Raw genomic sequence first — 12,290 nt, 5'->3', positions numbered from 1 at the left:
CCGGGCCCGTCGAGCACCTCGCGGATCGACCCGGGAGATGCGGGGTCACTCACCTGCAGATCAGCCGCAGGCCTTCTTGAGGGCCTCGCCCAGAGCGTCCGCCTCGTCCGGCGTCAGCTCCACCACCAGGCGCCCGCCCCCTTCGAGCGGAACTCGCATGATGATGCCCCGCCCCTCTTTGGTGACCTCCAGCGGGCCGTCACCCGTCCGCGGCTTCATGGCCGCCATGCTCGTTCCCCTTCCTGCAACCGTTCAGGTACGCACCGGACAGTCCGTCCACCGCCGGTATCGAACGCATTGATCGGAAGCCATTATCCCGCATGCAGCGGCTGGATGACCAACATCACTCTCTGCGCCAACCGTCCCCAACCAGCCGGAAGGCGCTGATTACCTGCCGAAAGCCGCATGCCGCCGCAGTCCGACACGCCCGCCGGAGGTGCGGCACCTCACACTCCCCCGCCCCGCCGCGCTCCGGCATGCTGGCCCACGGCACGCCACTGCGGCGACCACTGTGCCAGCCACCGCGACCCGGGGAGCCCTCACCCATGTCCGACACCGTGCGCCACGAGCGCGACGGCGCCCTCGCCGTCCTCACCATCGACCGCCCGGACGCCATGAACGCGCTCGACGTCCCCACCAAGATCGCGCTCCGGGACGCCGTCACCGCCGTCGCCGCCGACCCGGAGGTCCGGGCCGTGCTGCTCACCGGCGCGGGCGGCAAGGCGTTCTGCGTCGGCCAGGACCTCAAGGAGCACGTCGGCCTGCTCCAGCGCCAGCGCGAGACCGGCGAGGGCGCGCTGCGCACCGTCGCCGAGCACTACAACCCGCTGGTGCGCGCGCTGGCCGGGATGCGCAAGCCCACCGTGGCCGCCGTCAACGGCGTCGCCGCCGGGGCCGGGGCCTCGCTCGCCTTCGCCTGCGACTTCCGGATCCTCGCCGACACCGCGGGCTTCAACACCTCCTTCGCGGGCGTCGCCCTGACCGCCGACTCCGGCGCCTCCTGGACCCTCCCCCGTCTGGTCGGCCACGCCCGCGCCACCGAGCTCCTGATGCTCCCGCGCACCGTCCGCGCCGACGAGGCGCTCGCCCTCGGCCTGGCCAACCGGGTCGTCCCCGCCGCCGAACTCGCCGCCACCGCGCACGAGTTCGCCCTCACCCTGGCCAACGGCCCGACCGTCGCCTACGGCGCGATCAAGGCCTCCCTGGCCTACGCCGCCTCGCACTCCCTGGACGAGCTGCTCGACCAGGAGGACGAACTCCAGACCCTGGCCGGCGAGAGCGAGGACCACCGGATCGCCGTCGACGCCTTCCTCGCCAAGGAGAAGCCGGTCTACACCGGCCGCTGACCGCTCGGCGCCCCGGCCGCCCCGACCCGTCCACCCCGACCGGGACCGGGGCGGTCGGGGCCGGCTCGGGCGGCTGCGGCTGCGACTGCGACTGCGACTGCGACTGCGACTGCGACTGCGACTGCGGCTAGCGTGCGTGGCAGTCGGCCAGGTGGTCGTTGGCCAGTCCGCAGGCCTGCATCAGGGCGTACGCGGTGGTCGGGCCGACGAAGCGGAAGCCGGCGCGCTTGAGGGACTTCGCGAGCGCGGTCGACTCGGGGGTGACCGCCGGGACGTCCGCGAGGGTGAGCGGGGCGGGGCGGTCCGGGTCGGGGGCGTGGCTCCAGACCAGGGCGTCCAGCTCGCCGTCGGCCAGGGCCCGGGCGGCCTTCGCGTTGGCGATGGTGGCCAGGACCTTCGCCCGGTTCCGGATGATCCCGGTGTCGTCCAGCAGCCGGGCCACGTCCGCGTCGTCGAACTCCGCGACCAGCGCGGTGTCGAAGCCCCGGAACGCCGCCCGGAAGCCCTCCCGGCGGCGCAGGATGGTGATCCAGGACAGCCCGGACTGGAAGGCCTCCAGCGAGATCCGCTCGAACAGGGCCCGGTCGCCGTGGACCGGGCGCCCCCATTCGGTGTCGTGGTAGGCCCGGTAGTCCTCGGCCGAGTCGCCCCAGCCGCAGCGCCGCAGCCCGTCGGCCCCGAGGACCGCACCCGTCACGCGCGGTCGCCCTTGCGCTCGGCGTCCCGCTGCGGGGCGTCCTCGTCGGAGACCACCTCGGTGACCTCGGTGACGACCGGCGCCGGCGGCTCCTTCTCCAGGACGGCCGTGAACGACTCCAGGCCGGGCAGCGGCTCCCCGGACGCGGCGGCCGCCACGTCCCCGGACGCCGCCACCGAGCCGCTGACCACGCCGACGGCCTCCAGCTCGGCGATCCGGGCGTCCCGCAGGGAGAGTTCCGCGCCGAGGCGGTCGAGCACGTCGTCGACCTCGTCCATCCGGTAGCCGCGCAGCGCCATCGGGAGGCGGAGCTCGTCCACGTCGGTGCGGCTGAGCGCGCGGTCCTGCGGGAGGCGCACGGCGAGCCGGTCGTGTTCGGCCTCGGGCAGCGTTCCGCCGCCGCCCAGCGCCACCACTGCGGCGCCGCCGACCACCAGGGCCATCGCGATCACGATCACCACGAACACGAGCTGTCCTCCGTCAGTTCCCGGCAGTTCCCGGTCGGCTTCGGCCCGCCCGCGAGGGCTACGGTGGGATCATGGTCCCTGTACAGGCCGGGGCCCATCATTGCACCCGGGAGCGCTGAGGAGGAGACACCGGTGGCACTACGCCTCGGCACGCGGGAGTTCGGCCCGGACGAGCTGGTCGTCATGGCGATCGTCAACCGCACCCCGGACTCGTTCTTCGACCGGGGGGCGACCTTCGCCGACGAGGCGGCCTTCGCGGCCGCGGACCGGGCGGTGGCCGAGGGCGCGGCGATCCTGGACATCGGCGGGGTGAAGGCCGGGCCGGGCGAAGAGGTCACCGTGGAGGAGGAGTTGCGCCGCACGGTGCCGTTCGTGGCGGAGCTGCGCAAGCGCCACCCGGACGCGGTGATCAGCGTGGACACCTGGCGGCACGAGGTCGGCGAGGCGGTCTGCGAGGTCGGCGCCGACCTGCTGAACGACGCCTGGGGCGGTTTCGACCCGAAGCTCGCCGAGGTCGCGGCCCGGTACGGCGCGGGCCTGGTGTGCACGCACGCGGGCGGCGCCGAGCCGCGCACCCGCCCGCACCGGGTCGGGTACGAGGACGTGATGGCGGACATCCTGGCGGTGACCGTCGGCCTGGCCGAGCGGGCGCTCGAACTGGGCGTGCGCCGCGACGCCTTGATCATCGACCCGGGCCACGACTTCGGGAAGAACACCCGGCACTCGCTGGAGGCGACCCGCCGGCTGCCGGAGATGACCGCGACCGGCTTCCCGGTGCTGGTCTCGCTCTCCAACAAGGACTTCGTCGGCGAGACCCTGGACCGGCCGGTGGACGAGCGGCTGCTCGGCACGCTGGCCACCACGGCCGTCTCGGCCTGGCTGGGCGCGCAGGTCTACCGGGTGCACCAGGTCGCCGAGACCCGCCAGGTGCTGGACATGGTGGCCTCGATCCGCGGCACCCGTCCCCCGGCGGTCGCCCGCCGGGGGCTGGCCTGACGGCCCGTCGTCCCGCGCGCTACGCGGGGGTGCCCTTCGGCCCCCGGGCGGCGTCCAGCACCTTCAGGACCTCTGTCACGTCATCGGTGACGTGGAACAGTTCGAGGTCGGCCGGGTTGGCCTTGCCCTGGGCGACCAGGGTCGACTTGAGCCACTCCACCAGTCCGCCCCAGTAGGCGCTGCCGAACAGGACCACCGGGAAGCGGGTGACCTTCTTCGTCTGCACCAGGGTGAGCGCCTCGAACAGCTCGTCCAGGGTGCCGAGGCCGCCCGGCAGCACCACGAAGCCCTGGGCGTACTTCACGAACATCGTCTTGCGGACGAAGAAGTACCGGAAGTTCAGGCCCAGGTCGACGTACTCGTTCAGGCCCTGCTCGAACGGCAGCTCGATGCCCAGGCCGACGCTCAGCCCGCCCGCCTCGGTGGCGCCCTTGTTGGCCGCCTCCATCGCGCCGGGGCCGCCGCCGGTGATCACCGCGTAGCCGGCCTCGGCCAGCGCCCGGCCGATCTCCACCCCGGCCTCGTACTCGGGCGAGCCGACCGGCGTCCGGGCCGAGCCGAACACGCTGATGGCGGTGGGGAGTTCGGCGAGCGCGCCGAAGCCCTCGACGAACTCCGAGGTGATCCGCAGCACCCGCCACGGGTCGGTGTGCAACCAGTCGGCGGGCCCGGTGGTGTCCAGCAGCCGCTGGTCCGTCGTACTCGTCTCGACCTGGTCGCGCCGCAGCAGCACGGGGCCCTTGCGCTTCTCGGGCCACGGCTTCTTCTGCCGGCGGACGGGATCATCTCCGTTGGCTGTCATGACGAAACCCTACGCCTGACGAGGCACGATCCGAGGTAAATAACGGCCGTCGCCCGGACGGGAGTCGGGCGAACCCCCGGCGGTGCGACCACCGTTCGCCGCCGGCCCGGGCGGCGGGCGGCGAGCGCCGGGCGGCTACCGGGTGAGCCAGGCCCGCAGCCGCTCCTCGACCTCGGCGATCGCGCTCAGCGAGCAGTGCTCGTCGCGCTTGTGCGCCAGGTTCGGGTCGCCGGGGCCGTAGTTGACGGCGGGGACGCCGTGCGCGGAGAACCGGGCGACGTCCGTCCAGCCGAACTTGGCCCGGGCCTCGCCGCCGACGGCGGCCAGGAAGGCCCGCGCGGCGGGCAGCCCGAGACCGGGCAGGGCGGCGGGCGAGGCGTCCACCACGTCCAGCTGGTAGCCCTCGAAGACCCCGCGCAGGTGCTCCTCGGCCTGCTCCAGGGAGCGGTCGGGGGCGAACCGGAAGGCGACGTGGATCTTGCACTCGTCGGGGATGACGTTCCCGGCGACGCCGCCGTCGATCCGGGTCGCGTTCAGGCCCTCGCGGTACTCCAGGCCGTCGATCTCCACCCGGCGCGGCTGGTACTCGGCGAGCCGGCGCAGCACCTCGGCGGCCTTGTGGATGGCATTGTCGCCGAGCCAGGAGCGGGCCGCGTGGGCCCGGACGCCGGTGAGCGTGACGTCCGCGCGCAGGCTGCCCTGGCAGCCGCCCTCGACGACGGCGCCGCTGGGCTCCATCAGCACGGCGAAGTCGCCCGCCAGCCAGTCCGGGTGGACGGCGAACAGGTGGCCGAGGCCGTTGCGGGTGGCCTCCACCTCCTCGCAGTCGTAGAAGACGTAGGTGACGTCCCGGTTCGCCTCGGTGAGGGTGGCGGCGAGGCGCAGCTGCACGGCGACGCCGGACTTCATGTCGGAGGTGCCGCAGCCGTAGAGCAGGTCGCCCTCGACGTGCGAGGGCACGTTGTCGGCGATCGGCACGGTGTCCAGGTGCCCGGCGAGCACCACCCGCTCGTCCCGGCCGAAGTGGGTGCGGGCCACCACGTTGTTGCCGTACCGGTCGACGGTGAGGTGCGGGTGGGCCCGGAGCGCGGCCTCGACGGCGTCCGCGAGGGCGGCCTCCTCGCCGCTGACGGAGGGGAAGTCGACGAGGCGGGCGGTCAGCGTTCCGCCGTCGAGGGAGAGGTCGAGGGGCGCGTTCGGGCTGCTCATGGCGGCCACCCTACCGGCGGGGCCGCCCGCGTCGCCGGTGAGGCGGGCGGCCTCGCCGCGGGCCCCCGGCCGGGCGGCCGCACCCCCTCCCACCGGCGGCCGCGCAACCGCGCGGGCCCGTACCGCCGTCCGAGCGGTTACGGTGTCCGCGAACAGCGCGCGCCGGGCCGGGACCGCCGCGACGCGACCACCACCGAGAGGGGCCACCCGTGACCGAGGACGCCGAGTACGACGCGCAGGACGGCGCCGAACCGCGCCGGCGGCGGCCGTGGCGGCGGGTACTGGTCGGGCTGGTGGCGCTGTCGGTGGTCGGCGGCCTGGTGGTGTGGCTGAACCGGGACAAGATCACGCCCCCCGACGAGGGCTGCACCGTCACCACCGCGGCCGGCACCGGCACCCTGGACCTCACCCAGGCGGCGAACGCGTCGACCATCACCGCGGTCGCGATGTCGCGCGGCCTGCCGGAACGGGCGGTGACCATCTCGCTGGCCACGGCCATCCAGGAGTCGAAGCTGCGCAACCTGGAGGGCGGCGACCGGGACTCGGTGGGCCTGTTCCAGCAGCGCCCTTCGCAGGGCTGGGGCTCGGTCGACCAGATCATGGACCCGGTGTACGCGACCAACAAGTTCCTGGACGCGCTGGTGAAGGTCAACGGCTACGCGCAGATGCCGCTGACCGACGCCGCCCAGCAGGTGCAGCGCAGCGGCTACCCGCAGGCGTACGCCAAGCACGAGAACAACGCGACGCTGCTCGCCACCGTGCTGACCGGCCGCGAACCGGCCTCGCTGGACTGCGTGGTGCACGACCTCCCGGCCCCGAGCCCGACCGACCCGGCCGAGGCCGCCCCGAACGCGACGAACCTCTCGGAGCGGGTGCGCCGGGAGTTCGGCAAGGCGGTGACGGTCGCGGGCGCCGAGAAGCCCGCCAAGGACCCGCGCGAGGTGCTGGCGTTCACCCCGCAGCCGACCGCGAGCACGGCGGGCGCCGGCGGCTCGGGCCAGACCGGCTGGGCGCTGGCCCACTGGTCGGTGGCGCAGGCCGCGCAACTGGGCATCGGCCAGGTCGCCTACGACGGCAAGGTGTGGCGGGTCGACAAGCCGGGCCAGGGCTGGAAGCCGCTGGCGGAGGCGCCGTCCGACCGGGTGCTGGTGACGCTGGGCGAGCCGGCCAAGAAGAAGTAGGCCCCGGCGCGGTCCGGTCCGGTCCGGTGCGGCGCGGTCCGGTGCGGCGCGGTCCGGTGCGGCGCGACGGCCTGACGGTGCGTTGACGCACTGGTGCGCGGGTGACCGCCCACCGGGTGATTCGCGTCAACTCCCGCTGACGGCGGGACTGCTGGCGGGCGGCGCCGGGCCGGTGCGCCGGAGGGCCGCCGAGGGCGCGGCCCGCAAGGGAAGTGACGGTTCCTCAGCACCCGCCGTCCGGGCGGTACTTCCGCAATGCCCGAAAAAGGATCGTCCGATCTTTGCCAACCCTTGACCTTGCCCGGCCGAAACCTTCCCGGTGCTCTTGCGGTCATACACGTCGCCCGCCGGGCGGACCGCCCCGCGCCGTCCGCCCGGCGGACCGTCGACCTCACCTCTTAGGAGCACCATGTCCCTCCCCCTCACGCGCCGGATCGCCCAGGCCGCGCTGCTCGTCGCCGCCACCGCGGCGCCGCTCGCGGCCGCGGGCGCCGCCTCCGCCACCGAGGTGGTGCCGCAGACCGACCTGGGCGCCGGCGTGACCAAGCTGGCCGACGTCCCCAACTCGGGCGACGCGGTGCAGGGGGCCACCCACGAGCTGGGCCACGTGGTCGGCACCACCGGCGCCGCGGCCCTCGCGGCGGGCGGCCCGGCCGCCGCCGACGCGGCCGGCAACACCGTCGCGCACAACCTGCCGTCCACCGACGACGCGCTCGGCAAGCTCGGCCCGGTCGGCAAGGCCGGCCAGCTGACCGGCTCGCTGGAGACGCTCACCGGCAAGGTCGCCCCGGCGGTCGAGGAGAAGGTCGCCCCCGCGGTCACCGAGAAGGTTCTCCCGGCCACCGACCGGGCCACGGCCACCCCGCTGTCCACCGTCGCCCGCGGCCTGCCCACCGACAAGCTCACCCAGGGCCTGCCCGCCGCCGACAAGCTCGGCCCGGTCACCGGCGCCGTCCAGTCCCTCCCGATCGCGGGCGCCGTGGCGGGCCTGACCGAGCACGAGTCCGCCAACCGCCTCGGCGGCATGCCGGGCCTCGGCGGCGACAGCCCGCTGGGCGGCCTGACCGGCGCCCTCGGCCCGATCGGCGGCCTGCTCGGCGGCATCCAGGGCGGCGGCCTGCCGATCGGCTGACACGTCACGCATGACGACTCACGCATGACGACTCACGCATGACGACTCACGCATGACGACTCACGCATGACGACTCACGCATGACGGAGGGGGCGGAGCCTGTCGGCCCGCCCCCTCCGTCATGTCCGCGTACCGCGCGGCCCCGGCCCCAGCCCCGGCCTCGGCCCCAGCCCCAGCACCGATGCCAGGCACCGGCACCGGCACCGGGTCACCGGCACTAGCGCTTCAGCCGCTCCACCGCCGAAGCCACCCGCTCGTCGGTGGCGGTGAACGCCACCCGCACGAACCGGTCGCCCGCCGGGCCGTAGAAGTCGCCGGGGGCCACCAGGATGCCCAGCTCGGCGAGTTCGGCCACGGTCTCCCAGCACGGCCGGTCCTGGGTCGCCCACAGGTACAGGCTCGCCTCGGAGTGCTCGATCCGGAAGCCGTACGCCTCCAGCGCGGCCCGCAGGGCGCTGCGCCGCTGGGCGTACCGGGCCCGCTGCTCGGCGACGTGCGCGTCGTCGGCGAGGGCGGCCGCGGTGGCCGCCTGCACCGGCGCGGGCACGATCATGCCGCCGTGCTTGCGGATCTCCAGCAGCTCGCGGACCACCACCGGGTCACCGGCCACGAAGGACGCCCGGTAGCCGGCCAGGTTGGAGCGCTTGGACAGCGAGTGCACGGCCAGCAGGCCCTCGTGCGAGCCGCCGCAGACCGACGGGTGCAGCACCGACACCGGCTCGGCCTCCCAGCCGAGTTCCAGGTAGCACTCGTCGCTGACCAGCAGCACCCGGTGCTCCCGGGCCCACTCGACGGCGCGGCGCAGCTCGGCCGCGTCCAGCACCCGTCCGGTGGGGTTGGACGGCGAGTTCAGCCACAGCAGCCGGACCTTGGAGCCGTCCAGCTCGGAGACGTCCTCGTAGGCGACCGGCTCGGCGCCGCAGAGCAGCGCGCCGACCTCGTAGGTGGGGTAGGCGAGCTTCGGGTAGGCGACCTGGTCGCCGGGGCCGAGGCCGAGCTGGCCGGGCAGCCAGGCCACCAGTTCCTTGGAGCCGACGGTGGGCAGGACCGCCTCGGGGCCGATCTCGGCGCCGCAGCGGCGGTTCAGCCAGCCGGCGATCGCGTCGCGCAGCGACAGCGGGCCCCACACGGTGGGGTAGCCGGGCGTGTCGGTGTGCGCGGCCAGGGCCTGCTGGATCAGCTCGGGCACCGGGTCCACCGGGGTGCCGACGGAGAAGTCGCAGAGCCCGTCCGGGTGCGCCTGGGCGGTGCGCTTGTACGGTTCGAGCCTGTCCCAGGGGAAGACCGGCAGGCGGTCGGAGACGCGGCGCGCCGCCCCCGGGTGGCCCGGGAACGGCGCGTGCGCGCTGTCGTTGGTGCTCACAGCGTGGATGCCACCGATCGGCTCAGTGCTCGGCGTTCTGCGGGGGCAGCGCGGCGATGAACGGGTGGTCGCGCTCGATCAGGCCGAGCTTGGAGGCGCCGCCGGGCGAGCCCAGGTCGTCGAAGAACTCGACGTTCGCCTTGTAGTAGTCCTTCCACTCCTCCGGGGTGTCGTCCTCGTAGAAGATCGCCTCGACCGGGCAGACCGGCTCGCAGGCGCCGCAGTCGACGCACTCGTCCGGGTGGATGTAGAGGGACCGCTCGCCCTCGTAGATGCAGTCCACGGGGCACTCTTCGATGCACGCCTTGTCCTTGACGTCGACACAAGGCTGCGCGATGACGTAGGTCACGCTGTCGTTCCTCCTCGGAAGGGCTGCCGCCCTACTGTTTACTCGGTCGCGCTTTGCGCGCGGCGTCGTCGATGCCCGCACCTAGTATCGCGGGTCGGGGGACGCAAATGCACAGGAGGTGCGCTCGATGATCGGCCCAGTGCCGCTGGAGGCCCGTCCGGAGGTCCGGATAGACCCGTCTGACGTGGGGCGACGCGTGTCGGCCCGGCGTGTCGACGGCGTGGCGGACGGCCGTCCGGTGTTCCGCGATGTGATCGGCGTGCTCACCTCGTGGGACGACACCGGGTTGACGGTCGAGCCGCGCACCGGCGCGCCGGTGCGTTTCGCGGCCGAGCTGCTGGTGGCGGGCAAGCCGGTCCCGCCGTTCCCGGCCCGCCGCACCGCCGCGCCGGCCGTCGACCCGCTCGCCCTGCAGCGGATCGCGGCCCGCTCCTGGCTGGCCGTCGAAGGGGAGCCGCTGGGCGAGTGGACGCTGCGCGCCTCGTCCGGGTTCACCCGGCGGGCCAACTCGGCGCAGGCGCTGGGCGACCCGGGCCTGCCGCTGGAGGCGGCCCTGGAGCGGGTGCGCGCCTGGTACGCGGCCCGTTCGCTGCCCGCGTACGTGGAGGTGGTCTCCCCCGGCTCGCCGCCCGAGCTGGCCGCCGCGCTCGACCGCCTCGGCGCGGCCCTCGCCCCGACGCTGGTGCGCACCGCCCGCTGGGCGACCTGGCCCGGGCCGGGCACCCGGCGGACGTCCGGCTGGCCCGCACCGCCGGGCCCGAGTGGCTGGCGCTGTACCGCCGGGTGGGCGGCGACCCCGCCCTGGAGGCGGCCGCCACCGCGGTGCTGCACGGCGGCCCCTCGGTGTGGTTCGCCCGGGTGGAGGGCCCGGACGGCGCCCCGCTGGCGATCGGCCGGCTGGCCGTCGACGGCGCCTGGGCCTGCTTCGGCGCGATCGAGGTCGCCCCGGCGGCCCGCCGCCGCGGCCTGGCCACCGCCGTGATGGCCGCGCTCGCCGCCCGGGCCGCCGAGGAGGGCGCCACCGGCGCCTACCTGCAGGTGGAGGCCGACAACGGGGGCGCGATCGCGCTGTACGACGGACTGGGCTTCACGACCAGTCACACTTACCACTACGCCCGCCTTCCCCAGCGGTAGCGTGCACCACCAGAAGTGAGCCACGACCGCTGCTGAACCGAAGGCCGCAGTGACCGAGCAGAGCAGAACCCGCTTCCGCACCGAAGCCCGGGGCGAACACCCCGACCCGGTGCTGCTGTGCCTGCTCGCCGCCGCCGAGCACACCCTCGGCGACCCCGGCGACAGCGCCGAGCAGCCCTCCCTGGAGGCGCTCCTGACCGCCTGTCAGGCCGCCCTCGACCGGTACGCCGCGGCCATCCGGCAGGCCGTCGCCGAGCGCCGCCCGAGCGGTCCGGAGGAGACCGCCGCGCTGCTCGCGGCGGTGCTCGGCGGCCGCGAGCGCTTCCACGGCCGGCAGTCCGACTACCTCCGGCTGGAGTCCTCGCTGCTGCCGGAGGTGCTGCGCCGCCGCCGCGGGCTGCCGATCACGCTCTCGCTGGTCTGGCAGGCGGTGGCCGCCCGGGCCGGGCTGACCGTGCACGGCATCGCGCTACCGGGGCACTTCATCGTCGCGGTCGGCGATCCGGCGGGCGGCGACGAGTACGTCCTGGCGGACCCGTTCCACGGCGGCCGGCTGCTCGACGTCCCCGACGTGGAGCGCCTGCTGGCCGCCTCCGGGCACCGGTTCTCCCCCGAACTGCTCACCCCGGCCCAGCCCCTGGACACCGTGCTGCGCGTCCTCGGCAACATCCGCCGCTGGGCCGCCGACCGCCCCGAGCACGCCCGCACCCAGCTCTGGGCCACCGAGCTCGCCCTGCTGCTCCCCCGCCACCCCGCCCAACTGCGGCTCGAACGAGCCGAGTTGCTGGTCAAGACCGGGGACTTCCTGGGCGGCGCCGCCGAGATGGACTCCTACGCGACGATCCTGGACGCCTTCGACCCGGAGAGCGCGGCGAAGGTCCGGCTGGAGGCGAAGTCGGCCCGCCACCGCCTCAACTAGGCCCGCACCGGCTCGACCAGGCGCGCCACCGCCTCGACCAGGCCCGGCAGCCGTCCTACAGCCAGCCCTTCTCCCGGGCCACCCGCACCGCCTCGGCGCGGTTGCGGGCGGCCGTCTTCTGGATGGCCATCGACAGGTAGTTGCGGACCGTCCCCTCGGAGAGGTGCAGCCGGGCCGCGATGTCCGCGTTGACCGCGCCGTCCGCGGCGGCGGCCAGGACGTCCCGCTCGCGGCCGGTGAGCGGGTTGGCGCCCTCCGAGAGGGCCGCGGCGGCCAGTGTGGGGTCGATGACCTTCTCGCCGCGCAGCACGCGGCGGATCGCCTCGGCGAGTTCCGCGGCGGGGGCGTCCTTGACCAGGAAGGCGTCGGCCCCGGACTCCATCGCCCGGCGCAGGTAGCCGGGCCGTCCGAAGGTGGTGGCGATGACGACCTTGGTGGCCGGCCGCACCCGGCGGACCTCCGCGCAGGCGTCGATGCCGGTCATGCCGGGCATCTCGATGTCGAGCACGGCGACGTCGACCCGGTGCTCCGTCACCGCCGCCGCGACCTCGTCGCCGCGCGCCACCTGGGCGACCACCTCCAGGTCGCCCTCCAGCGAGAGCAGCGCGGCGAGCGCCTCCCGCACCATGCCCTGGTCCTCGGCGAGCAGTACCCGCACCGTTCGTGCACCCGTTCCGTCCGTCACGTCGGGCAGC

The 12,290-nt window shown here is 74.7% G+C and carries 12 protein-coding genes and 2 pseudogenes; 6 read left to right on the top strand and 8 right to left on the bottom strand.

The window, feature by feature from the left end; translation table 11 throughout:
• Positions 1 to 60: 60 nt before the first annotated feature.
• Positions 61 to 228 (bottom strand): DUF3117 domain-containing protein, encoded by a 168-nt coding sequence (locus HUT16_RS22280; RefSeq protein ID WP_014137929.1) that lies wholly within the window; start codon positions 226 to 228, stop codon positions 61 to 63.
• Between the two features lie 317 nt (positions 229 to 545).
• On the opposite strand from HUT16_RS22280, the gene HUT16_RS22275 reads away from it, so the two are divergent.
• Entirely contained in the window at positions 546 to 1,346 is an 801-nt protein-coding gene (locus tag HUT16_RS22275) for an enoyl-CoA hydratase/isomerase family protein (protein ID WP_176189874.1), read from the top strand.
• Between the two features lie 127 nt (positions 1,347 to 1,473).
• On the opposite strand, the gene HUT16_RS22270 is transcribed toward HUT16_RS22275, so the two are convergent.
• Both HUT16_RS22270 and HUT16_RS22265 read right to left on the bottom strand, forming a co-directional pair.
• A complete protein-coding gene (locus HUT16_RS22270; protein WP_176189873.1) occupies positions 1,474 to 2,043 on the bottom strand; it encodes a DNA-3-methyladenine glycosylase I in 570 nt (189 codons plus the stop codon).
• Positions 2,040 to 2,510, bottom strand: a complete 471-nt coding sequence (locus tag HUT16_RS22265; RefSeq protein WP_254897934.1) for a DivIVA domain-containing protein — start codon at positions 2,508 to 2,510, stop codon at positions 2,040 to 2,042. The genes HUT16_RS22270 and HUT16_RS22265 overlap by 4 nt, the downstream gene beginning before the upstream one ends.
• Positions 2,511 to 2,693: 183 nt before the next feature.
• Between HUT16_RS22265 and folP the strand changes: the two genes are divergently transcribed.
• Positions 2,694 to 3,506, top strand: a complete 813-nt coding sequence (gene folP / locus HUT16_RS22260) for a dihydropteroate synthase (RefSeq protein ID WP_176192805.1) — start codon at positions 2,694 to 2,696, stop codon at positions 3,504 to 3,506.
• Positions 3,507 to 3,525: 19 nt separating this feature from the next.
• Here folP and HUT16_RS22255 read toward each other — a convergent pair whose 3' ends face one another.
• Both HUT16_RS22255 and dapE read right to left on the bottom strand, forming a co-directional pair.
• Positions 3,526 to 4,308 carry a TIGR00730 family Rossman fold protein gene (locus HUT16_RS22255; RefSeq protein ID WP_176189872.1) on the bottom strand — a complete coding sequence of 261 codons (783 nt, stop codon included), beginning with the start codon at positions 4,306 to 4,308 and terminating at the stop codon, positions 3,526 to 3,528.
• A 135-nt stretch (positions 4,309 to 4,443) separates the two neighbouring features.
• The gene (dapE, locus tag HUT16_RS22250) at positions 4,444 to 5,517 is read right to left on the bottom strand and encodes a succinyl-diaminopimelate desuccinylase (protein WP_176189871.1); all 1,074 of its coding nucleotides are present in this window, start codon (positions 5,515 to 5,517) and stop codon (positions 4,444 to 4,446) included.
• 209 nt (positions 5,518 to 5,726) lie between these two features.
• On the opposite strand from dapE, the gene HUT16_RS22245 reads away from it, so the two are divergent.
• The gene (locus HUT16_RS22245) at positions 5,727 to 6,698 is read left to right on the top strand and encodes a hypothetical protein (RefSeq protein WP_176189870.1); all 972 of its coding nucleotides are present in this window, start codon (positions 5,727 to 5,729) and stop codon (positions 6,696 to 6,698) included.
• 409 nt (positions 6,699 to 7,107) lie between these two features.
• A pseudogene (locus HUT16_RS22240) lies at positions 7,108 to 7,248 on the top strand (ATP-binding protein); the annotation flags it as partial.
• A 799-nt stretch (positions 7,249 to 8,047) separates the two neighbouring features.
• Here the strand turns inward: HUT16_RS22240 and dapC are convergent.
• Together dapC and fdxA are read right to left on the bottom strand one after the other, a co-directional pair.
• A complete protein-coding gene (gene dapC, locus HUT16_RS22235) occupies positions 8,048 to 9,193 on the bottom strand; it encodes a succinyldiaminopimelate transaminase (protein ID WP_303392090.1) in 1,146 nt (381 codons plus the stop codon).
• A gap of 22 nt (positions 9,194 to 9,215) precedes the next feature.
• Complete coding sequence (gene fdxA, locus HUT16_RS22230) at positions 9,216 to 9,542, bottom strand: ferredoxin (RefSeq protein ID WP_030459925.1); 327 nt, start codon at positions 9,540 to 9,542, stop codon at positions 9,216 to 9,218.
• Between the two features lie 127 nt (positions 9,543 to 9,669).
• Between fdxA and HUT16_RS22225 the strand changes: the two are divergent.
• Positions 9,670 to 10,676: pseudogene (locus HUT16_RS22225) on the top strand (GNAT family N-acetyltransferase).
• A gap of 49 nt (positions 10,677 to 10,725) precedes the next feature.
• Positions 10,726 to 11,595, top strand: a complete 870-nt coding sequence (locus HUT16_RS22220; protein ID WP_176189869.1) for a transglutaminase-like domain-containing protein — start codon at positions 10,726 to 10,728, stop codon at positions 11,593 to 11,595.
• Between the two features lie 55 nt (positions 11,596 to 11,650).
• Here the strand turns inward: HUT16_RS22220 and HUT16_RS22215 are convergent, their stop codons facing one another.
• Positions 11,651 to 12,289 carry a response regulator transcription factor gene (locus tag HUT16_RS22215; protein WP_176192803.1) on the bottom strand — a complete coding sequence of 213 codons (639 nt, stop codon included), beginning with the start codon at positions 12,287 to 12,289 and terminating at the stop codon, positions 11,651 to 11,653.
• Between the last annotated feature and the right edge of the window lies 1 nt (position 12,290).

Source organism: Kitasatospora sp. NA04385 (assembly GCF_013364235.1).
In the GTDB taxonomy this organism is placed as follows: Bacteria; Actinomycetota; Actinomycetes; order Streptomycetales; family Streptomycetaceae; genus Kitasatospora.
Note: the sequence above shows the minus strand (reverse complement) of the source record. Positions and strands in the feature narration are given on the sequence as shown.

Excerpts from the sequence above, each read along its gene's own strand:
- HUT16_RS22280 (WP_014137929.1), bottom strand. The coding sequence starts at position 228 with ATGGCGGCCATGAAGCCGCGGACGGGTGACGGCCCGCTGGAGGTCACC.
- HUT16_RS22255 (WP_176189872.1), bottom strand. The coding sequence starts at position 4,308 with ATGACAGCCAACGGAGATGATCCCGTCCGCCGGCAGAAGAAGCCGTGG.
- HUT16_RS22275 (WP_176189874.1), top strand. The coding sequence starts at position 546 with ATGTCCGACACCGTGCGCCACGAGCGCGACGGCGCCCTCGCCGTCCTC.
- dapE (WP_176189871.1), bottom strand. The coding sequence starts at position 5,517 with ATGAGCAGCCCGAACGCGCCCCTCGACCTCTCCCTCGACGGCGGAACG.
- folP (WP_176192805.1), top strand. The coding sequence starts at position 2,694 with ATGGCGATCGTCAACCGCACCCCGGACTCGTTCTTCGACCGGGGGGCG.